The organism is Sphingobacterium arenae (assembly GCF_014692505.1).
Classification (GTDB): domain Bacteria; phylum Bacteroidota; class Bacteroidia; order Sphingobacteriales; family Sphingobacteriaceae; genus Sphingobacterium; species Sphingobacterium arenae.
This window is the reverse complement of sequence record NZ_JACNYK010000002.1, coordinates 1,104,026-1,124,330: the sequence shown is the minus strand read 5'-3', so window position 1 is coordinate 1,124,330 and position 20,305 is coordinate 1,104,026. Positions and strand designations below refer to the sequence as shown.

At 39.3% G+C, this 20,305-nt stretch carries 26 protein-coding genes; 5 read left to right on the top strand and 21 right to left on the bottom strand.

The window, feature by feature from the left end:
- The 9 genes from H8B17_RS20770 to H8B17_RS11135 all read right to left on the bottom strand — a co-directional run bounded on the left by H8B17_RS20770 (position 1) and on the right by H8B17_RS11135 (position 4,653).
- Positions 1-132 carry a hypothetical protein gene (locus tag H8B17_RS20770; protein ID WP_262713639.1) on the bottom strand — a complete coding sequence of 44 codons (132 nt, stop codon included), beginning with the start codon at positions 130-132 and terminating at the stop codon, positions 1-3.
- Positions 133-563: 431 nt separating this feature from the next.
- Positions 564-1,310: a zeta toxin family protein gene (locus H8B17_RS11170; protein ID WP_190309236.1), complete on the bottom strand. Its 747-nt coding sequence runs from the start codon at positions 1,308-1,310 to the stop codon at positions 564-566.
- On the bottom strand, positions 1,289-1,540 hold the full coding sequence (locus tag H8B17_RS11165; protein ID WP_190309235.1) for a hypothetical protein: 252 nt from the start codon (positions 1,538-1,540) through the stop codon (positions 1,289-1,291). The genes H8B17_RS11170 and H8B17_RS11165 overlap by 22 nt, the downstream gene beginning before the upstream one ends.
- 314 nt (positions 1,541-1,854) lie before the next feature.
- On the bottom strand, positions 1,855-2,088 hold the full coding sequence (locus H8B17_RS11160) for a KilA-N domain-containing protein (RefSeq protein WP_223816497.1): 234 nt from the start codon (positions 2,086-2,088) through the stop codon (positions 1,855-1,857).
- A gap of 101 nt (positions 2,089-2,189) precedes the next feature.
- Positions 2,190-2,486, bottom strand: a complete 297-nt coding sequence (locus H8B17_RS11155; RefSeq protein WP_190309234.1) for a hypothetical protein — start codon at positions 2,484-2,486, stop codon at positions 2,190-2,192.
- 53 nt (positions 2,487-2,539) lie between these two features.
- Positions 2,540-2,815, bottom strand: coding sequence for a hypothetical protein (locus tag H8B17_RS11150; RefSeq protein WP_223816496.1), 276 nt, complete (start codon positions 2,813-2,815; stop codon positions 2,540-2,542).
- Between the two features lie 119 nt (positions 2,816-2,934).
- Positions 2,935-3,288, bottom strand: a complete 354-nt coding sequence (locus H8B17_RS11145) for a hypothetical protein (RefSeq protein WP_190309233.1) — start codon at positions 3,286-3,288, stop codon at positions 2,935-2,937.
- 46 nt (positions 3,289-3,334) lie between these two features.
- A complete protein-coding gene (locus H8B17_RS11140; protein WP_190309232.1) occupies positions 3,335-3,820 on the bottom strand; it encodes an ORF6N domain-containing protein in 486 nt (161 codons plus the stop codon).
- Between the two features lie 275 nt (positions 3,821-4,095).
- Positions 4,096-4,653, bottom strand: coding sequence for a dihydrofolate reductase family protein (locus H8B17_RS11135; protein ID WP_190309231.1), 558 nt, complete (start codon positions 4,651-4,653; stop codon positions 4,096-4,098).
- Positions 4,654-4,893: 240 nt separating this feature from the next.
- Here H8B17_RS11135 and H8B17_RS11130 point away from each other — a divergent pair, with 240 nt between their 5' ends.
- Positions 4,894-6,015, top strand: coding sequence for a Fic family protein (locus tag H8B17_RS11130; RefSeq protein ID WP_190309230.1), 1,122 nt, complete (start codon positions 4,894-4,896; stop codon positions 6,013-6,015).
- A 6-nt stretch (positions 6,016-6,021) separates the two neighbouring features.
- Here the strand turns inward: H8B17_RS11130 and H8B17_RS11125 are convergent, their stop codons facing one another.
- Positions 6,022-6,177, bottom strand: coding sequence for a hypothetical protein (locus H8B17_RS11125; protein WP_190309229.1), 156 nt, complete (start codon positions 6,175-6,177; stop codon positions 6,022-6,024).
- A 333-nt stretch (positions 6,178-6,510) separates the two neighbouring features.
- Here H8B17_RS11125 and H8B17_RS11120 point away from each other — a divergent pair, with 333 nt between their 5' ends.
- The 3 genes from H8B17_RS11120 (at position 6,511) to H8B17_RS11110 (ending at position 10,164) form a co-directional block, all read left to right on the top strand.
- Positions 6,511-7,488, top strand: coding sequence for a TolB-like translocation protein (locus H8B17_RS11120; protein ID WP_190309228.1), 978 nt, complete (start codon positions 6,511-6,513; stop codon positions 7,486-7,488).
- Between the two features lie 77 nt (positions 7,489-7,565).
- Positions 7,566-9,551 (top strand): tetratricopeptide repeat-containing sensor histidine kinase, encoded by a 1,986-nt coding sequence (locus H8B17_RS11115; RefSeq protein WP_190309227.1) that lies wholly within the window; start codon positions 7,566-7,568, stop codon positions 9,549-9,551.
- Between the two features lies 1 nt (position 9,552).
- Positions 9,553-10,164, top strand: coding sequence for a response regulator (locus tag H8B17_RS11110; RefSeq protein WP_190309226.1), 612 nt, complete (start codon positions 9,553-9,555; stop codon positions 10,162-10,164).
- A gap of 178 nt (positions 10,165-10,342) precedes the next feature.
- Here H8B17_RS11110 and H8B17_RS11105 read toward each other — a convergent pair whose 3' ends face one another.
- The 5 genes from H8B17_RS11105 to H8B17_RS11085 form a co-directional block, all read right to left on the bottom strand.
- Positions 10,343-10,537: a cold-shock protein gene (locus tag H8B17_RS11105; RefSeq protein WP_165295890.1), complete on the bottom strand. Its 195-nt coding sequence runs from the start codon at positions 10,535-10,537 to the stop codon at positions 10,343-10,345.
- 31 nt (positions 10,538-10,568) lie between these two features.
- Positions 10,569-11,678 carry a DEAD/DEAH box helicase gene (locus H8B17_RS11100; RefSeq protein WP_190309225.1) on the bottom strand — a complete coding sequence of 370 codons (1,110 nt, stop codon included), beginning with the start codon at positions 11,676-11,678 and terminating at the stop codon, positions 10,569-10,571.
- A gap of 420 nt (positions 11,679-12,098) precedes the next feature.
- Entirely contained in the window at positions 12,099-12,911 is an 813-nt protein-coding gene (locus H8B17_RS11095; protein WP_190309224.1) for a nucleotidyl transferase AbiEii/AbiGii toxin family protein, read from the bottom strand.
- The gene (locus tag H8B17_RS11090; RefSeq protein ID WP_190309223.1) at positions 12,908-13,636 is read right to left on the bottom strand and encodes a DUF6088 family protein; all 729 of its coding nucleotides are present in this window, start codon (positions 13,634-13,636) and stop codon (positions 12,908-12,910) included. Before H8B17_RS11090 ends, H8B17_RS11095 begins: the two co-directional genes overlap by 4 nt.
- 114 nt (positions 13,637-13,750) lie before the next feature.
- On the bottom strand, positions 13,751-14,119 hold the full coding sequence (locus tag H8B17_RS11085; RefSeq protein ID WP_190309222.1) for an ORF6N domain-containing protein: 369 nt from the start codon (positions 14,117-14,119) through the stop codon (positions 13,751-13,753).
- Between the two features lie 132 nt (positions 14,120-14,251).
- Here H8B17_RS11085 and H8B17_RS11080 point away from each other — a divergent pair, with 132 nt between their 5' ends.
- On the top strand, positions 14,252-15,727 hold the full coding sequence (locus tag H8B17_RS11080) for a TlpA family protein disulfide reductase (protein WP_190309221.1): 1,476 nt from the start codon (positions 14,252-14,254) through the stop codon (positions 15,725-15,727).
- Positions 15,728-15,901: 174 nt separating this feature from the next.
- Here H8B17_RS11080 and H8B17_RS11075 read toward each other — a convergent pair whose 3' ends face one another.
- From H8B17_RS11075 to H8B17_RS11050, 6 genes are all read right to left on the bottom strand, one after another.
- Positions 15,902-16,936: a hypothetical protein gene (locus H8B17_RS11075; protein WP_190309220.1), complete on the bottom strand. Its 1,035-nt coding sequence runs from the start codon at positions 16,934-16,936 to the stop codon at positions 15,902-15,904.
- Between the two features lie 86 nt (positions 16,937-17,022).
- Positions 17,023-17,472 (bottom strand): nuclear transport factor 2-like protein, encoded by a 450-nt coding sequence (locus H8B17_RS11070; protein ID WP_190309219.1) that lies wholly within the window; start codon positions 17,470-17,472, stop codon positions 17,023-17,025.
- A 1-nt stretch (position 17,473) separates the two neighbouring features.
- Entirely contained in the window at positions 17,474-17,824 is a 351-nt protein-coding gene (locus H8B17_RS11065; RefSeq protein ID WP_190309218.1) for a DoxX family protein, read from the bottom strand.
- Positions 17,825-17,840: 16 nt separating this feature from the next.
- Positions 17,841-18,596: an SDR family oxidoreductase gene (locus H8B17_RS11060; RefSeq protein WP_190309217.1), complete on the bottom strand. Its 756-nt coding sequence runs from the start codon at positions 18,594-18,596 to the stop codon at positions 17,841-17,843.
- 86 nt (positions 18,597-18,682) lie between these two features.
- Positions 18,683-19,081 (bottom strand): helix-turn-helix domain-containing protein, encoded by a 399-nt coding sequence (locus tag H8B17_RS11055; RefSeq protein WP_223816495.1) that lies wholly within the window; start codon positions 19,079-19,081, stop codon positions 18,683-18,685.
- Positions 19,082-19,132: 51 nt separating this feature from the next.
- A complete protein-coding gene (locus tag H8B17_RS11050) occupies positions 19,133-20,230 on the bottom strand; it encodes a DoxX family protein (RefSeq protein ID WP_190309216.1) in 1,098 nt (365 codons plus the stop codon).
- Positions 20,231-20,305 lie beyond the last annotated feature (75 nt).

Genomic DNA, 20,305 nt, shown 5'->3' with positions numbered 1-20,305 from the left:
TTAGTTGTCTCCTATTCTAAAACCCATTACCCTTTTTGCTTTTGCCGCGATAGGAGAGGTGCCTTGTTTCTCCTGCAGTCGGTCAATGTATTCAAAGAGCAGTTCTATATTTTGGTCTCGTTTATAATTCATTATACTAATAAAGGTAATCATAAACCTTTATTGTAAAGTACTTTGCGGCTATGTACAGCGACTTAACCAATAAATCAATGTAGTTGGTGGCTTTGTCACTTTATATTGTGAACTTGTTCGTTGATATAACGAGCAAATCCATGTGTCCCTTGCTGTAGTGCGCAATGAACATGTAACTGACGGCTAAGTCTTTTACTCCCCATCAGAACCTTCCCTATAATCAATAAGCTCAAGCTTCACTACATCGCCCTGCTTGATGGTTATTTTGGTCCCAGAAGATGTGTGTTTTCCTGTCATACATGCCTCGTCAGCGGCTAGTGGTCAATTTCTCCATTTATCGGAATAACTCGACTCCTTATCTCTATGTTCGATAATGAAAGCGTTTTCAGAAGTAGGGTCTGTTAAATTTTCTTCGGATTATCTTTTTTTATTTAAGCTATCTTATTTACTACATTTTGGATAAACCAGTTAGGAACTTTGTTTTCGTTGACTAAAATTTCAATTTGCCCATTGACTACTTCGGCTACTAACTCCATACTGCTTGAAGAATTATCAAATATATATGCCTTGTCCACCAACAAGAGTGCGGGTAGTAGATTTTGTAATGTGGCGTCATATCTTTTTATAATGCGCTCTGGATCTACAGGATGTCCACCCTTTTCAACTCTATTATATACTCGAGATACGTTGATTTCTGGATCTTGCAGACATACGAAGTACAGATAAGTTTTGTAACCTAGTTTTTTGGCTTCTTTGATTTCTTCTAATTTAGAAGGGTGGCTCATTACTGATTCAAAGGAATAACTTATACCTTTTAGTAAGAGGTGCTTCCTTAGAAAAGCTGTAATCATAGAAGCTTCGTAACTGTGCGTATTTTTGGATTTATCTATTATGACGTTTTCTCGTATCTCTACATCGATGACGTGACCTTCCAACCCTGCTTTTTCGATCAGGGAAATTGTATTTTCTTCAGTTTTAAAATTATCTAGATCTTTCTGTAATAAATGTAGATTGAACGAGTCTATATTTATAAATCCCTTGGTAGCAATTTCTTTTTCTATGTCATCAGCATTAATAAAATGCCCAACACGAAATTGCTCAGCTATAGTGGTGAAAAGGGTTGATTTACCAGATCCATTCGGACCCGCAAAGATTCTTAACCTTTTGGCTGCAGACATATTTTTGTTCCTTTACTAAGAGACACTCTGCTTTTCACTTTGCTGATTTCTTTGATCTCTTTTGAGCTACCGTCCGCTCCTTTCAAGATTATTTTAGTCCCTTGTACAATCTTTATAGGCAATTCTAAGGCAGTTGAAATTCTGAATGCTGTAGAAGAAGCTTTTTTAGCGGCTTTGGAAACAAGTTTTCTTTCGTCTTGGTTGTTTAATCTTTTTGTAGTCGTAGTCATAAATCCTCCTTTGAAAACAAGTATAAATATAGTAAAAGTTGAGCCGATAAGCAAGATAGTGCAAATTATAATTTTGCCCGAACTTTATTTTGAAAGTGTCTACCATCTATATTTGGCGACCGCATAGAGATTACCTCTTATGGAGGGCTTCCGCGTGGTTTCACGCAGGATGAGTTCCTCATTTTGTATAACTACAATATTTAAAAACAGATCGTGCATATAACCAAAAGTAAATATAATAGAAAAATACGGTTATCCGTCCAGCTGCCTGTCTTGAGACAGCAACAGGTGCTCGTTAGCTCAATCCTATGGAATCAAAAACGTTGTCGTACCTTGGGATCAGGTCTGTTCAAACCTGCTTGCATTCTAAACCCGTCGAATTCGACGGGTTTAAAGTCTGGGTTGTAGATTGTTTCCCAAAAGCCCAACAGCTCAATGGTATTACGATTTCTCATCCAGTTTTTGACCAAGTCATCCGTATGATGAGGATCTTTATGTCGCGCGATATCAGTAAGAGAAATAAAATCCTCATGGTTGTTTTGATACAATAGTATATCAACTCCTTTTACGTTAATCTTTTTACCGCAAAATCCAATTAATTCAAACTAAAATGGCACGTTTTGAACCGTAATGCCTGGTGTCTTATTCTTCAAATATCGATTTCAATTATTTGTCGTTTTAATTCGTCTGAAATATTTGTCCATAAGGTTTGTTCAGTCAAAATGAGTTTGCAGTTACATTCAGTTTCTGTCACAACTGTGATATGTCTGAACCAATCAAAATATGTCCACTCTCTAGGTTTTGGCGAATAAAGAAAAAGTCCGTCATTGTCCCAATGAATCTCCGTTGCTGTTCTATAAATCAAAGTAAAGCGTTCTTTGTCTGGCTTGATAAAGAGTCGCTCTTTGTTGTCAATACCAATTTCTAAAATCTTATCTATCGTCATTAGCTTTCATTGATTAGGTCGTGGTATGCTTTTTTATCTTACTTAACTATACCTCAAAACCAATATTTGTTCATCTCTTCCAAAAATACAGCATCTGCAATCGGATATTTTGAACCCAATACAGAATCAATACCACATTTAGGGCAGATCGCTGTCTCCCCACCGTTAGGCTCATCAATCCACTCTATTATTTCTTTAGAAGTGAAGGTAGCTAGGCAATAAAAGCATTCGCATAGAGAACTATTTTCCATCTCAGTCCGATGCGAAGAAGACGCCATATGCGCACGCTCTAAATATTCTATGCCGTATTTTAGATTGTCATTAGTCATGGATTAATAATTTAACTATCTCCCTTTATTCATAAACTTTAGCACTCTTAAAAAGATCAGCAAAAGTCGATCACTCAGGTTTGTCGGCATCGACATTCGCATGTATGTTATCATAAATTCTAATCCTCCAAATAATCCTGCAGCTCCTCTTTCAGATGAAGATAGTGTTTCATTTTTTGCGCTCTGATCTCCTCTTCAGTGAATTTTTTGCTTATAGAGGTTGGTTCATCAAATTGGTCGTCTATTACTTCTATCGATATTTTATCACCAATTTTAATTTGCTCACCAAACCAACCGACATGCATCTGTGCATCGCTATCTAACCCACCAATGCGCAAGTACAATTCTTCGCTGCCATCTTTCCTATGAACAGCATCCACGATACAATTCACCACATAATTATCCTTGGGTATTCCGGCTCGCGCAAGTTTCTCTCCGTTCAGTGAGACTTCAAAACCATAACTTTTTTTCATATTCTAATTTTATATAACTGATCGTACCGATCTTTAAAATAACAGTCTATTCTCGATTAAAACTATTTCCAACATCAAACCCCTTGACCACCGTTACTCCTTTGGAAGAGGCATGGGGTGCATTTTCCTGCAAGCGGTCGATGTATTCAAAAAGCAGTTCTATATTTTGGTCGTGACCTTTTTGTTTTTTTGAAAGCTTTTCAATAGCTAATCTCATTTCTGTAATCTCATGTTGTATATGAGAGTTGTCTGTCAGGAACTGACGCAACTTCGTGAAAACGCGCATAATCTGTATATTAATTGCTATGGCTTGTTTGCTGTTTAGTACACTCGACAACATTAGTACACCATGTTCGGTAAATACTAGAGGTTCTTTCCGTCTACCTCCCCAACTTGATATCACAATTTGTGATTTCAAGTTTTCCCACTCATCTTTACTTAGTTGAAACATGAAATCCTCAGGAAAACGATCAATATTTCTATTCACCGACTGGTTAAGGACACTCGTATATTTTGTTGGCAAGGACATCATCAGCTATAGCTACTGCTTTTAGTTCTGTTTTGGTTTTACTCATAACTTAATGGTATCGTTCATAATTCATTATACCAATAAAGGTAACAATAAACTTTTATTGTAAAGCAATAGAATCTTCCATTTTGTACATATACATAGCCCCAACCACTCACTGTAGTTAGCGCCTTTGTAACGTTACATTGCGGACTTGTTCGTTGACATAAAGAGCAAATTCATGTATTGAAAGTTGTTTAGCTTCAATGTGTGAACATGTTCCTTGCAGTAGTGCGCAATTATAAACCGGATTTCACGTAATGGAGTGCTATAGATCCAGATTTAAATTTGATGGTATCGACCAGTTTGAGATTAAGTTTCTCATGCAGGCTTCCAGTATCTAGCAAATGTCTGCCATTACCTACGATAACAGGATGGATAACAAGAAAAAATTCATCGATAAGACCGACGGCAATCATTTCGGGAAGCAGGCTGATACTGTCCATCAGAATGGTTTTTCCGACTTGCTGCTTCAATTTCAGAAGTACTCCCGTAGGATCGCCACGGACGATACGAACGTTTTCGTCGACAGTGTCCAACGACCGGGAAATGACAACGCTATCCATAGCGCTAAGCTTTTCAGCAAATCGATTTTCTGCGGGGCTGCCAGACTGATCTCTGGCAACTTCGCGCCAGTAGGGAAACATAAGCTGATACATGCTGCGACCAAAGAAAAGCAGGTCAACATCGTCCATCATGGCAGTAAAGTAATCTAAAACCGCTTCATCGGGACTGAAAGCGGTGTGGTCACAGTAACCGTCAAGGCTCATGTTGATACAAAATCTTACTGTTCTCATCGTATACGCATAACTGTTATCAGTGCAATAGTACGAGAATCGCTTTTAATTGCGCTTCGCCTAAGACAAGAAAAGTAGGCATTCTTTCAGTTATTGTTGCGGTGTCAAAAATAACTTTTCTAGTTCCTTGTTTAAAAATATGCGATGATTTTTAAATAAGAATATCTTTGTTTAATTTAGCTTATTAAATTTTAAATAAGCATGTGTCGTATTTAAAATACTATCATAAATTCTATTCTAATGAAAGATTTCAAAGCAGGAACCTATATTAACCAAGGATATTACAGAAGCTTTCAGCCTGCCGAATTGAACAAGCAATGGCTATTGGACGATATGGAGATACAACAATTGCTGTCCCAAGCCGACCGACAGATGGGGCGTTTGGATATGTATTCCGAATATATCCCCAATATCGATTTGTTCATTAGTATGCACGTCGCCAAGGAAGCAACAAAGAGTAGTAAGATTGAAGGTACACAAATCAATATAGAAGATGCTTTTTTGGATAAAGAAGATTTGGGAGTTGAGCGAAGAGACGATTGGGTAGAAGTTCATAATTATATAGAGGCTATGAACAAAGCTATTCAGAAACTCCACGATTTACCTTTTTCATCTCGGTTGATCCGTGATACACATCGTATATTATTGCAAAGTGTCCGTGGAGAACATAAATTACCTGGCGCATTCCGTACCAGTCAAAATTGGATAGGTGGTGCCAGTATAAATGATGCTACTTTTATACCACCTGTACATACTTCTGTGCCGGAATTGATGAATGATTTGGAGAAATTTGCTCATAACGATGAATACTTTTTTCCTGATTTGTTAAAGATTGCATTGATACATTACCAGTTTGAGACCATTCACCCTTTTTTGGATGGAAATGGTCGCGTAGGGCGTTTATTGATTACGCTTTACTTGGTAGATAAAGGAATTCTTAAAAAACCTATTTTATATTTATCGGATTTTTTTGAACGCAATCGAGGACTATATTACGATAATTTAATGCGTGTTCGTACGCATAGTGATATGAAACAGTGGCTGAAGTTTTTTTTAGTAGGCATCATAGAAACAGCGAAAAGTGGGGTTGCTACATTCGATGCCATATTAAAATTGAAAAAGGAAAAGGAAGAATTAATACAAAGGAAAAGCATACGAAGCCACCATTTACTCAATATATTAGACCATTTATATCAACGCCCCATCATCAACGCCCAACAGGTAGTAGAATTTACAGGCGTATCAATGCCAACTGCCTACAAAATTATTGATGAAATGGAGCAGTATGATATATTAAAAGAAATGACTGGTGGTAAAAGAGGACAAATATTTATGTTCGAACCTTATATAAAATTATTTTAATGGTAATTATGAGATACTGAGGTCATAAAGTCCCTCATTTTTAAACAATGTCTTACCAATCTGCACACTGGACCAGCCCTCTTTCAGTTGGTAACTAAATTTCGGAATCCCATCTTTCACTTTGCAGTCTAAGAAATAAAAATTAACGGCTGTTGATGCCATATCTTTTAATTCATCCATATTGCTACATTAGAGGGGTGCGGCAATCTGATATTCGTAACAAGAAACAAGACGATTTCGCCGTTATTTAAGCGAGTTAGGTTAACTGACCAATTAATATCAAAAACAGGCATAACGGTTGTGAACAAAGGCTTTAGAGCTGCTTTATGATTACGTCTCCATGCCGTGTCAAAATCCTTGTTTTCGTGGATTGATTCGCCACGTTATGGTGGTTAACTTTGTTATAAAACGATGTATACGTTACCTGTCGTTGACATATGGGTAACAGCACCGACTCGAAAAATGGAACTAAATAGCTACGTAAATTTAAAAAGCATGGTAAATCGAAGCGCTTTCATACTAACATTCATTGGCTTATCGTTTATCTTCAGTGTAAGCTGTTCAAAAGATGACAACGGACCAGATGGCGACGAGGGTGGTTATCCATCCGCGTTAAAAGGAACGATATATTACGACTGGGCGACTGAGGGAATCCTCAAAGTGAGTCTGCCAGACGGAATAGGATCGGCCTTTATTCCCGATGATTCCGACCTCAACAATTTTGACATCTCCCGGGATGGCAAATACAAACTCACTGTGGTGGATGAACAGACATTCGGCCAATATCCCATACGTTTTACCCTCAGCGACATTAACAATGGCAGTATTGTAGAGGAGTTTGTGTACCATAGTCCCGGACTGAATGCATACTGTACGGGGTATCTGTCGTATGATAACAGTCATATCCTGGTGCTTTCAAACGATAAGGAAGACGGTATCACGATCTTAAAACGAAATGGCGAGTTTGTCGGCCGAATCCACGATATCAACGGGCAGGAATTCGGTTTCAACGACCAATGCTTATGGCTCCCCGGCAATTCGCTGTTGATTGTACACAACAATTATATTATTCGTTTAGATCCGCCGTATACATCCGGTAGTTTGGTCAAAGAGATGAATTACGAAGACTGGGGCGACGTGGCCGTCAATCCAGCTGGCAACCAACTTGCCGTGCGCATCGCAAACCATGTGTACACCATGGGTATGGATGGGTCAAACCTGATACAGGTAACCACCAGTAATTTTAAAGAATCTGTGCCCGAGTTTTCGCCCGATGGAAAATATTTGTTGGTAGGCACTGAGTATAAACAGACCGGTCCATTTGGCTGGATGTGGTCTTTAAAGATTATCCCTAACGACGGCAAAGAATATAATGTGGATACCATTACGCCAAACAGCCCCGGCGTAATCCCTGTTTTCGTGAAAGGCAAAGACAGGATTGAAACGGCAGGAGGGCAGATGATTTGGCGGTAAGATGAAAACGGTCCGTGGTTCCAGATTGTTAATCTGCAGAATAATCTGTAATTTCAAAAAAACAGTCTGTTAAAATAATGCACAAAGTACTGTCCCTTCTTGCGTATGCACTACCTTCCATCGTGAATATATTTGCGCAATCACAAGCGCAGCTGACACAATATGGCGACAGTTTGTACAAGCAGGTGCAGCATATCGAAAACAACGAGGAAAGAGCAGAGGCATTATTGGAACTAAGCTTCTTCTGGTCCGACTACGACATAGAAAAAGCTTTACACTATGTATCCGATAGTCAAAAATTGCTGGGTGACAAAGCGAATACGAGCTATTACCAAGGACTATTAAGTTTCTATCGCGCAGCTATTCAATTTAACATTGACCCTGCTAAAGCAAAGGAATTATATATGCAGGCAGACGCCTACCTCCGCCGAGACGTACCCACAAATAACAAGATTTCAGGGACACGCTATCGGGCACGTTTGTGGGGAAGTTACGGAGCACTCTTGCAACGCGAAGGCAAAGAACACGAATACGTGCAGGTACTCATCACGAAGGTTATTCCAATGGCCAAGAGCATTAAGGATTCTACACTTTGGGGCAATAATCTTCAGAATGTAGCCATGGCAATGATGAATCTGCAAGAATATAGCAAAGCCGAGGAGTATTACAACAATGCGTTGGTGTTGCTAGAAGGCAAACAAGAAGCAGCTGAACAACGCTTTACACTATATGTCAACGCGGCCCGTAATGCGTTACTCCAACACGACCGTATACGCGCCCGGACCCTGCTGGACAGTGCTGCCCATACTGCAACATTAGTACCCGCTTCTTCTTACCTCCCGGTTTATCACGATGTAGAAGGAAGCTATTGGCAGAAACAGGTCAATTTCGATCAGGCAAACTTCCATTTTGAAAAAGCCCTCATGGGCGCAAAAGCGCAAAATAACAGCGATATGGTTGCGTCAACTCTTTTCAGCCAGTCTGCAGCATTTAAAACCGCAAACCAGCCAGCACAAGCGATGGCCAAACTGCGGGAGGTACTGCCCTACATCGAAAAAAATCCTTCGCTAAAGAATAAGCAAACAGTTTATTATCATCTCGCCACTACCGCGGCACAATTGGGAGCACATGAGGAATCTGTAAAATGGTTTGAGAAGTATAAAATTGTGCTGGACACCCTCCTCACAGATAAAGGCGCAGCATTGACGCTCGAACTGGAGAAGAAATACCAAACAGCCGAAAAAGAGAATGAACTCTTACGGGTAAAAGCAGCCAACCACCAGCAACAGTTCGCGATTCAGCGCACACGTACATTTGCCGGTATCTTTCTGCTCACAACAATTGTGCTCGCGATGCTTAGCCTCATCTGGTACATGTCGTCCAGAAGCAAAAAGAGACTGGCTGCACAGCGGGAAAAACTCAACCTCTTCAATGCCATGTTGCAAGGGCAAGAAAAAGAACGCAGCCGGATTGCACGCGATCTGCACGACGGTCTGGGCGGTATGCTGGCCGCCGTGAAGCTCAAATTATCCGCTGTTGCAAATAGGGAAGCTAAAACACAACAAACAGATTCATCAATGGATTTATATACAATTATCACCCAAATGGACCATTCGGTGAATGAACTTCGACGAATAGCCCGTAATATGATGCCAGAGTCATTATTGTATATGGGGCTGGAGGCATCCCTGCGAGATCTGTGCAATGCCATGGATCAACCGCAGTTGCAGATAGATTTTCAAGCCACTAATCTGCGGACGGATTACAGCCAGTCTTTTCTGATTGCTGTATACCGGATTGTGCAGGAACTGCTCACCAATGCTGTAAAACATAGCGGTGCGACCCAGATCTGGGTGCAATGTTTGGAGGCAGATGGTTATTTTTACATCACCGTCGAAGATAATGGCAAGGGATTTGATCCTTCTATGGATGATTCCAAACGGGAAGGGATAGGACTATCTAATATCCGTAACCGGGTAGAGATTTTAAATGGGCATTTGGAGATCGATGCAACCATAGGAAAAGGCGCAGCGTTTCACATTCAATTTGAACTAGCCGAATAATATGATTTCAGTAATTATAATCGATGATCATCCGCTCGTGTTAAATGGCTTCGAATTTATCTTGAAAAACACGTCGACGATCGTACTACGCGGTTCATTTAGCAGCACGAAAGACGCTTTCGAATTTTTGACAACCGAAGCCGTCGATGTGATCCTTATGGATATCAATATGCCCGAGATGAATGGTATCGACGCAACCGAAATCATCAAAAAAAAATATCCAGATACACGGGTCATTGCCATCAGTAATCTCAACGAGGGAAGCATTGCCGTACGCATGCTAAAAGCGGGAGCACTGGGATACCTGCTAAAAAATGTCTCTACCGACGAACTGATCGAAGGAATCGAAGCCGTGATGCGGGGCGAGCAGGTGCTGAGCAAAGAGATGCGCTTTATCCTGACCAACAAACAAGACGACATACCTACGGTTAGCCAGCGCGAGCGCCAGGTACTCGCCCTGATGGCGCAGGGGCATACCACCGCAAAAATCGGCGAACAGATGTTCATCAGTCCACTGACCGTGGAAAGCCATCGTCGCAACCTGCTGCAAAAATTTGGCGTGACCAATTCGGCCTCCCTGATCCATAAGGCCACAGAAATGAAGTTTATCTAGATAGCGATAATTTCTTCCTCGTATTATATACAACCTTAGGCGATGCCTATCCAAACATGTCCCTTGCTGTATTGCGCGATGCTAATAAAGAGTTTGTTTCATCATTCTATAGAAAAAAAGAGGGGCAAAATAACTTTGCCCCACTATATCCTCTATCTCAATTTTTGAGGTAGTGAATTTATCGTGCTACACGGACGTTCGTCGCATTAACACCTTTTTTTCCGTTCTCTACGTCAAATGTCACCGAATCATTTTCACGGATGTTACTCATGAGTCCAGTTGTGTGGACAAAAATATCTGCACCGCCATCTGTGGGTGTGATAAAACCGAAACCTTTTGTTTCGTTAAAGAATTTTACTGTTCCTTCTTGCATTGTATTATTGTTTTATTGATAAATTATTCGATTATTGTGCTATCGGCACCTGAAAGCCGATCAGTTTTTGGATTTTTGCCAGCATCGGTCTCTCATCTTCACTACAGAATGAAACGGCTTTCCCTTCATTTCCTGCCCGTCCAGTACGTCCTATACGGTGTACGTATGTTTCGGAATCTGCTGGGAGATCGTAGTTGATGACCTGTGGAAGCTCTTTAATGTCAATTCCTCTAGATGCTATATCTGTAGCTATAAATACATTGATCTTACCATTCTTAAACGATAGGAGGGCGTTTTCCCGAGCATTCTGTGATTTATTACCATGTATACATGCTGTCTGTACCCCGCTTCTTCCGAGTGACTTTGCCAAGCGATCTGCACCATGCTTGGTGCGCATAAATATGAGGGTCTGTATGTTTTTTTTATCAAGCAACATCTTGGTCAACCGCTTAGTCTTTTGGTTCTTGTTTATAAAAAACACAGACTGGCTCACCTTTTCAGAAGTCGAAGATATCGGAGAAACAGTGACCTCAACAGGTTGATCCAAGATCTCTCCGGCAAATTTTCGTATAGCCTTGGGCATGGTTGCTGAAAAAAGCAACGTCTGCTTTTGGGCAGGCATACGTTTCAATATTTTTTTGATATCATTTACAAATCCCATATCGAGCATATTGTCTGCTTCGTCAAGAATTAACCTTCGGACTGCACTGAGGTCTACATGCCCCTGATTCATTAAGTCCAACAACCGTCCGGGAGTAGCAACAAGTATATCCACACCTTTTTGTAAACGGGATACCTGCTTAGCCTGGGAAACACCGCCATAAATAACCATATGTTCGATGTGGAGATATTTACCGTAACCGGCGAAACTCTGGTCAATCTGTACGGCCAATTCCCTCGTAGGAACCACGATCAATGCCCGCGGCTTTTTGCCGGAATGTTGTTCCGTAGCTAATAAATGTAAAAGTGGTATCGCGAAAGCTCCTGTTTTTCCGGTTCCTGTCTGTGCACAACCTATTATATTCTTTCCTTCGAGGATATAGGGAATAGACTGCTTCTGTATGTCGGTAGGTGCTGTGTGCCCTAATCCGTCGATAGCTTTTAAAAGGGGAGCTATCAGCCCGATGTTTTTGAAATCCATTGTTTCCTGTTTACTGTTTATCTTATCCCTATCGTCGAACATTAGGAGATAAGAATTATACCTGCATAAGACAAGGCGTTGCTTACACATGTTGTAAGACAATTTTCGTTTTGTTAACAGAAATATATGGGAGACTTAAAAATCGGAACCTAAATGTCGCGTAGCAGATTAATGCTATATATATTATTGAAAACTTTAAAATGGCGACTGAATAAACTAAACTGAAAGCGAGGTTATAACCAAACTGGTCAGAAGAATCGTAGGCAGAGCCTTGTGTTGCTTACAAATATATAACTATATTCCTATATATGCAAATTTAATAAGGCCCGCTGAGGGAATGTTGCCTTTTGTGAAGGATAATCTGATCTACCTCTAGACAGAAGTGCAACACTTTACTGATCCAAAAAATAACTTTTTCCTTTAATGGGAAGTGAAACAATGAGACAACCATTTGTTGTTGTTTTTGAAACTTAGGATATCGTCATTGGCGACTTTCAGCAGCATTTTATCAAACGCAGATGATTTGAGGAAGGCTGAGAATTCATTTTGCGTAAGTAGCTGATGCAGATCGTAGGTATGTCTTATCTTTTTCTTTAGGTCGTCCATCGGATTCTCCGTATACGAAAAGCGAACTAAACTCATTATTTTCTCACAAATCGTGCGTATAGGCTGTAATACAAATAAGCTAAATGGTAACAATCCGTATTCTTCCGTTAGATTGGCCTGCCCATTCTGAAGCATCATTTTGCCAACAAATGATGATATAGTTCGGGTTGTATAAGGTTCGTGATATCCCAGCCAAGTTGATTCCAGAATAATGACATCTCTGACTTGCCCATATTCTCCCTTAAATTCTTTGCTATAGGAGTGTGCTGTTTTCCGATTCATCCCTCTTTTGTGCGTTATGCCCTCTATATTAACCTCAGGCAATGCAACTTCTACAATCGAACTCAGGATTTTGAGCTTTGATTTTAGCTTACTGTCTGTTTCTCCTTCATGTCTCAGTATAACTAAATCAATATCTTCTGAGAATCGATCTATCATATTGTAACACTTTGATAGCGCAGTTCCCCCCTTGAAAATTACATCCTTACCGATTCCGTTCGTAAAAATCATAGACAACGCATTCGTAACCCAATAGTCTTTCTCTATATATTCGGGTCTTAGATTCATCTCTTGCGCGGTAAATCGAATAGCGTCTCTATAAAGTTTTATGTTTTTATGTAGCTTCATTCGATATACCAGTTGTTTTTTGTGGGTAACTCGGAGTCTTCTAGACCTAGTTGTATGATAGTAAGCGGGTTTAGGCTGTCTTTTAGCTTATCCAATCCTTTTCCTTGATAATCGTTGTTTTGTAGCACAGCCCCTACGAGTGCCCGGACCCTTGGTGGGTAGACAAGAGCATACTTAACCAATGATTCTATTTGTTTTGGATTTAGCTCATTCAGAATAATGCTCAATCTAACGATTGCTTGGCCCACAGAACTATCAGGAATACGTTTGATATCTTTAAATGCATCCAGTATACCCAGAATATCATAATTTTTGTCATCTACTTCGGCATAGCTTTTTACAGCATCAGCTTTTAAGACCTTTCTGTCAATATTAATACGCTTGCCCCGGCTGGCTATTTTGGTACGAAACGCCATTTGTGTAGTCAATCCCAAACGATTGTATAGTGTAGTGCCGGTTTCATAAGCTATCCGTTTACCATTTTCAAACAGATAGGGGCGTAGTAGTTCATTATAATTAGGTTCTAATGTGCCGAAGATGGTTTTTTCAGGTTTGTAGAATACACCTTTAGAGATTTTTTTTATTAAGTCTTCTTTTTGAAGGCGCTCCAAAGCTTTGGCCGCTGAGGTATATCGCTCTTTAGGAATGCGCAAATCGTCATATCCAAATGTTTTTCCATTTGGTAACTGTTTGATTATATTGCGTATCAGTGCCGATAAACTCATTTTACAAAAATACATATTATTTGTTAATGTCAAGTTTTTAGTTCAAAAAACTTGACATTTTGCTGTATCGGTTAAAACTATTTCCATTTGAAATTGATGTTTTCGGTAATTGCGCTAATTGTTCTTCTTGCTCCCAACATCAAACCCCTTGACCACCGTTACTCCTTTAGAGGAGGCGTGAGATGTATTTTCCTGCAGTCGGTCAATGTATTCAAAGAGCAGTTCTATATTCTGATCGTGACCTTTCTGTTTTTTTGCTATATTCTCAAAGGTATACTTTATTTCAGCTATTTCCATCTTTACCTCGGTATTGTCTAAAAAATATTGACGGCTCCTAGAAAATATTCGCATTATCTGTATGTTCACCTGAATAGCTTGCTCGCTATTGAGAACACTTGATAGCATGAGTACTTCATGCTCTGTAAATACATTAGGTGCTTTTCTACGGCCGCCCCAACTTGAAGTCGCAATTTGCGACTTCAAGATTATGTAATCTAAACTCGTATATTTTGTTGGCAAGGACTTAACAGATGATTTTGTATATTCGTCACACGCGTTATTTTATCAGCCCTTTTTAAAAAGGGCTTATTGTGCTACCATTATATTACGATATATATGAAACCTTTTTTTCAGTTTTTGATTTTTCTTGCTCCTTTTCTAGGTTATTGCCAAGAGGGCTATTATAGACAGAGCGGATATACCTCGTTGGTCGTCCAATTCTCCGGAAACTATCCAAAAGAAAGAAATATCAGCACGCCGATGTTCTCTAATCTACTGCTGTTCGACAAGCCGGCGGAATTTCAGACCGTCAATGATTCTACACTTCTTTTGTCTTTTTACACACTCGGATCGGCACGATGTTATTTCATCTACGACCAACAATATTGCCATACGTTCTTGTTACCCAACCATTCAGATGTTTTGACCATCCATTATACAGACTCGTCAAACTATTCTATGCGATATGAAGGCGTGTTTAAGGAGTTTTTTGATCACGCTAAAGCATATGGAGAAATGATAAGGGAAGCCTATTTTTCTGGTAAATATTTTGCTGTTCAAAAAACCGATGGCTACCCTTCTGCCATTGATTATCGAGACCGTGTTCTTGCCGCCAATCAACACATGGTCGCAGAGGTCATCAAGGACAATCCATCTAAGCTAGCTAAGCAAGTGTTCCGATATGATGCAGAAATGACGAGCAAACTCTTTTATCTATTTGATCGTGGGAAGTATCAATCTAATGCCTTCAGAAAATTAGAGCGTGATTCGGGTACCATTAAAGTGCCTCTCGAAAGAGAGATATCCTTTTACGACGGACTGTATATATCAAATCATACCGATAGTGATCGCCTCTACTTACCACCAAGCGGGGTGTTTAGCGCTGTACGCAGGGATTCAGTCTTGGGATTGCCGGATATCTTCAACATTGATCCCGAAACTTATCAACAAAAACTTAAAGATGTATTCGATGCTGAGCTACATGATAAGAAGGACAATCCATTTTACGAAGTGATGGTTGCCGGTGCCTATATGGATCAGATTACACAGAGAAAGACATTGTCCGAAAAACAAAAAGTAGATATCCTAAGATTTTTCAAGAATCGGCATATCAGCAATTACCTTATGTATCAAAACGAGGCGATGTCAAAAGTAAATCAAAAAAGCATAGCTAAATATTATCTCGATTACGATAAGGAGAAAGAGTCTGTTTTACCTGACATCTTGCTGCGGTACAAGGGTAAAGTCGTTGTTGTCGATTTTTGGGCAACCTGGTGCGGACCATGTATCGAGGGATTTGGCAAGATGAGCGGGATCAAAGAACGGTATGCAAAAGACGATGTGGTGTTTGTATATATTACAGAAGAGAGTTCTGATTACGGTAAGTGGCATGAATTTGCCAATTATTTAGGTGGCGAACAATACTATTTGTATAGAAATCAGAGCGAATATATCCACAAGGATTATGGAATCAAACTACTACCGAGTTATTTGGTGTTTGATAGAAAGGGAGAGTTGATAGAGAAGAGCTTAGGTCAGTATATGGGGAATGAAGCACTGGAACAATGGATTGAGAGTGGATTAAATGAATAAGATGACTTTCTCGTATGCCGACGTGATACAGATGGACGGACGTTGCGTACCGTCGTGCGACGAATCTATGTCGGCGCACGACGACTTGATACTTCCGTATGCCGAAGCCACACTTCCGTACGCCGACCTCGCAAAAGATATCAAAGCCGATACTTACATGGTCGATGGCAGAACTCAATTCAATGCATCGATCCTGTCAATCAAATCTTCTTTGCTGGTCAGTTCCAAATCATCCGTTGCAATGGTAATGATATGATCTTCAGCAATAGTTACTTGTTTGATGTTATATACAAATTGTCCGTTACTTTCTGAAGCGAAAATAACATGTAAGGTCATCCCGACTGGTACGAATCCAAAATGTTCTGTAAAATATTGATCGGGTGTGTTGTACAAATCTAATTGTGCTAGAAGATTGGGTTGGTCTTCGTAAGCTAAATACACGGCTGAGTTGGTTTCATTATAATTAGTCGGAACTTTTACTTTGATTTTTGTAAGCGCGCTTGATACTGCCGTAAACCGATCGACATTGGTCCATCCAAACTCATTAATAAAAAAATCGTAGGTATTGGTTACAGGATTGAATCCGAGGCCTGCTTGATCGCCGTCTGTCCATACAATGTTACCGTTTCCATCATCGCCTTCGCCCGATCCAATGCCAATCTCTACAGGGTTCCATGCTAAATTACCTGCTTCATTGATCTCACCTTGCCATAATATCATTTCGTTATCCAAACCACCGGTATGTTCCGCATCGACTGTAACATAATAGTAGTTCAACGGTTTTAAAACCTGGTCAGCTTGCGTTACTTGTATAAAAAATTGGCCACCGGTTATTAGTGGATGAAGGTGTCCGGTATTATCCCGTCCCATTAAAGGTTTGTTTGCAACAACCATATTGCCTCTATCAAAGATCTCCACAAAGGTTAGTTCTACTTCTCCAACGATGGTGTTGCCTAAATGATCAGTGAGTTCGTGTTGTCCGATATCTAAGATAGTTCCCTTGTTTGAAACGAAATGTATCCCATCCTCCGCATCAAAGGTTTGCGTTTGTATGAGGTCTGAGAGTGCTTGTTGTCTAAGCATGTTAAACCCTGTGCTTGTTGGAGGAATAATTTGATCCACAGGTACAGTAGCTTCATCTTTGCTGCATCCTGTTAGCAATAAAGCTATTAATGATCCAAAAACGAGTGTAAAGAATAGATTTTTCATAATGATCTGTATTAAGTGATAATAATTTTTCTTTGATAGTAGATCATCGGAATATTCATTTTGTTACCCCTTTTCCAGGTCAATTCTTAATTATATCGCATTCTCCAACTTGTTATTAATCCGTTTTCAACAGTAAACAAAAAATTAGCTGTGTTTGTGTAGCCCTGACTTGAATATTGACCTTTTACAACAACTTCATTTTCACTGATTATACTGTACTGGGGATTTGCAACTTTGCCTTGACGCCTGATGATGTCGCTTTCTATCCACTTTTTGGTTTCTTCGGGTGTTTTCATTTTTCCGTCAGAACCATATGCTTGGGTTGCCTTTTCTGAAAACTGTGCTCTGATAAGTTCGGCATTTTCCACTTCCATAGCTCCAATCAAAGATTTTACAGGTTTTAATAAAATTTCGTCTTGCATTTGTTTAGAATTTAAAGTGTTGTTTTCATTTCTTTTGTCACTGTTTACCTGACCACACGCAGTAAGTACAGAAGAAATAAACAGTGAGATGAAAAATAATTTGTAATAAGCCATTTTAATTGCTTTTTAAAGGGTATTGCAAATAAATAATAACGAGATTAAGCAACAAAAAAGGTATTTCTATCGCCATACCTTTCAGATCTCTGTTCAGTAATTGCAGACAAATAATCATCAATATTCCTGCTGCCATTAGGAAATTTCCCCACACGAATGTTTTGGGAAACAATATCAAAACCGAGGCCAGTAATGTTACTGCTCCATTGATGACAACAGCATTTTTACTAAAATTCCATTTGCCGAACATTTCTAGCATTTCGGGTTTTGCAGTCAGCATATTCCAACCGTGCTTTGTACCCATAAACACGGCAAAAAGTATTAAAACAGCGTTGATTATTTTTAATATCATGGTCTTACTTCCTTTATTATCTCGTTGTATAACCACCGTTTGCAAAAATGGTTTGTCCAGTAATCCACCAGCCGTCAGTTACTAAAAACTCAACCAATGGAGCAATGTCTTTGATGTCGGTCAATCCACCTAAATCAGAAGCCTGTTTGTGGTAAGCCACTGCGTCATCACTTTCTTGTCCGTAGAAAAATGGTGTATCCATCGGTCCTGGAGCAACCGCTGTTACTGATATTCCACGTGAACCAAATTCTTTGGAAGCGGCTCTGGTAAAATGTTCTACTGGAGCTTTTGCTCCTGCATAAGTTGAATAATAACCTGTAAATGCTGCCAATAATGAAGTTACAATCGTGTTGATTTTACCGTTTTCGTTCAGTTTTTTCCCTGCTTCCTGAATGAAGAAATATGCCACTTTTGCATTAATGTCGCTCATACTGTCGTACTCTTCTTCGGTTGTATCAACAAATGGTTTTTTTAGCACTTTACCTACGGTATTTATTGCTATATCAACACCTCCGAATTTTTCGATGGTAGCATCAAAAAGTTTGGTAATGTTTTTTACATCTGTCAAATCTGCTTGATATAAAAATGCTTCTCCACCTGCGTTTGTAATGTCTGCCAAAGTTTTTTCAGCATCTGCTTTTGTACTTTCACTATTGTAATGAATAGCTACTTTTGCTCCTTTGTTCGCAAAATCACGGCTCAATAAACCGCCTAAGTTTTTTGCACCACCTGCAATTAAAACTACTTTTCCTTTTAAATCGTTTCTTGCCATTTGATTTGATTTTAAATATTTTACAAATTGATATTGTAAAGGTGGCAAGACTTTGTGTTTATTTCGTGGTGAACTTTTCGGAACTTTTATTTTTTGTTTTCCTTTCTGAATTGCCCAGGTGGTTGTCCTACAAATTTCTTGAAGAATTTTGAAAAATTGGAAGGGTCGTAAGTGAGTGTTTTTGCGATTTCTGCAATGGATCTATCTGTTTGTAAGAGCATTTTTTTTGCTTCATCGAGAATTTTGAGGTCGTAAAAATGGCAAGGGTGATTTCCAGTTTCTTTTTGGATAGTGTCTGTCAAATGCTGGTGCGAAATAAATAATTCACTTGCAATTTGGTTGATTTCCATAAATTGGTCAACAGTTCCCACAACCACATCTGCAATATGTTTATCCAAAAACTGAAAGTAGTTTTCGGTAATTTCTTTGCTTCTTTTTAATGTTTCTTGTTCGGATTGTTCCATCTGCCTTAAATCGAAAAACAACACAAAGATGCAATTTTTTGAAAAACTTTATATGGTGAACTTTTCGGTTTCTTATCGGTTGTACGGATACTCCTGTATCCAATTAAACTTCCGTTGCATTAATTCAAAGGCCTCTGGGTCCTGTTTAATTAATTTGACTTCCTCCGTGCGATCACTGAATGGTTTGGTTAGAAGGACATCACCATTTTCCAGGACAGCATAATCAAACGTATAGTTATTTAACGATATCTTGTTCTCGGTAGAATCGACAACAGGAGTTATTGTCTTCTTTTTGTAATACATATCTCTGATAGTGGCATGCCCTTCGTATTCGAAAACGATCGATTTCCAGTCATCTGGTATAGTTTTGCGTATCTCCTTACTGCTCTCGATCAAATATATCCCATATAAGGGTGATTTTTTGGTGTAATGATCGATTAATTTCTGTCTATTCAATAGACCGGAGATTTGTTGTACAACGAAAAAACCTATTACCGTTATTTTGATTACAACAAGTATTTTGTTTTTCCAGGCCTTGGTAAACTTTGGTTTCCCGATAGATTTTAACCGAACAGATTTTCCGAGTATGATGAAATTAAATAAAGGTTTGATGTGCGGTAACAGTAAAAATAAAGATAATAGAAACAACGCAGTAGAAACCATTTTGACGGGCACATCAAAAAAATAATTGGTTGTCATGATATTGAGACTGACCGCCATGGTTATTAAAGCACCTAAAACCACTGTTTTCCGGAATAAGAGAAACCCTGCTAGAATTTCCACGATTCCGACAAAAATGTTGTATCCTTTTGAGTATCCAAAGTAAGTCCAAGCTAATCCCATGGGAGAAAATTCGCCTAAGGGCTGCATCAATCGATCTAGACCGGGAGGAGGCATCTGGCCATGAACCAGCTTTATCATGCCGTAATTTATCAACATGAAACCAATGTAATAGCGAATAAACGTTGTTAACCAATAATAGCATGTAACGTAGCTTTTTCGTTTCCTATCCGCAATAGACCAAATTATAGTGCCGATGATTGCCCCGAGGAAAAGGATGAGTAAAGTTATCCAATCGTAAGAAGTGTCGCCACTACCGTTCGTAAAGATGGAATAGTCATAGCTATAATACAGCACATTTTTTGCGAACCAGGGTGTAAATTCATGCATTAATTGCACGATTGGCCTATTTATATAATTAAATAATGGAAAGGCTCCATTATTCATTACAAGAATAAAAGATAA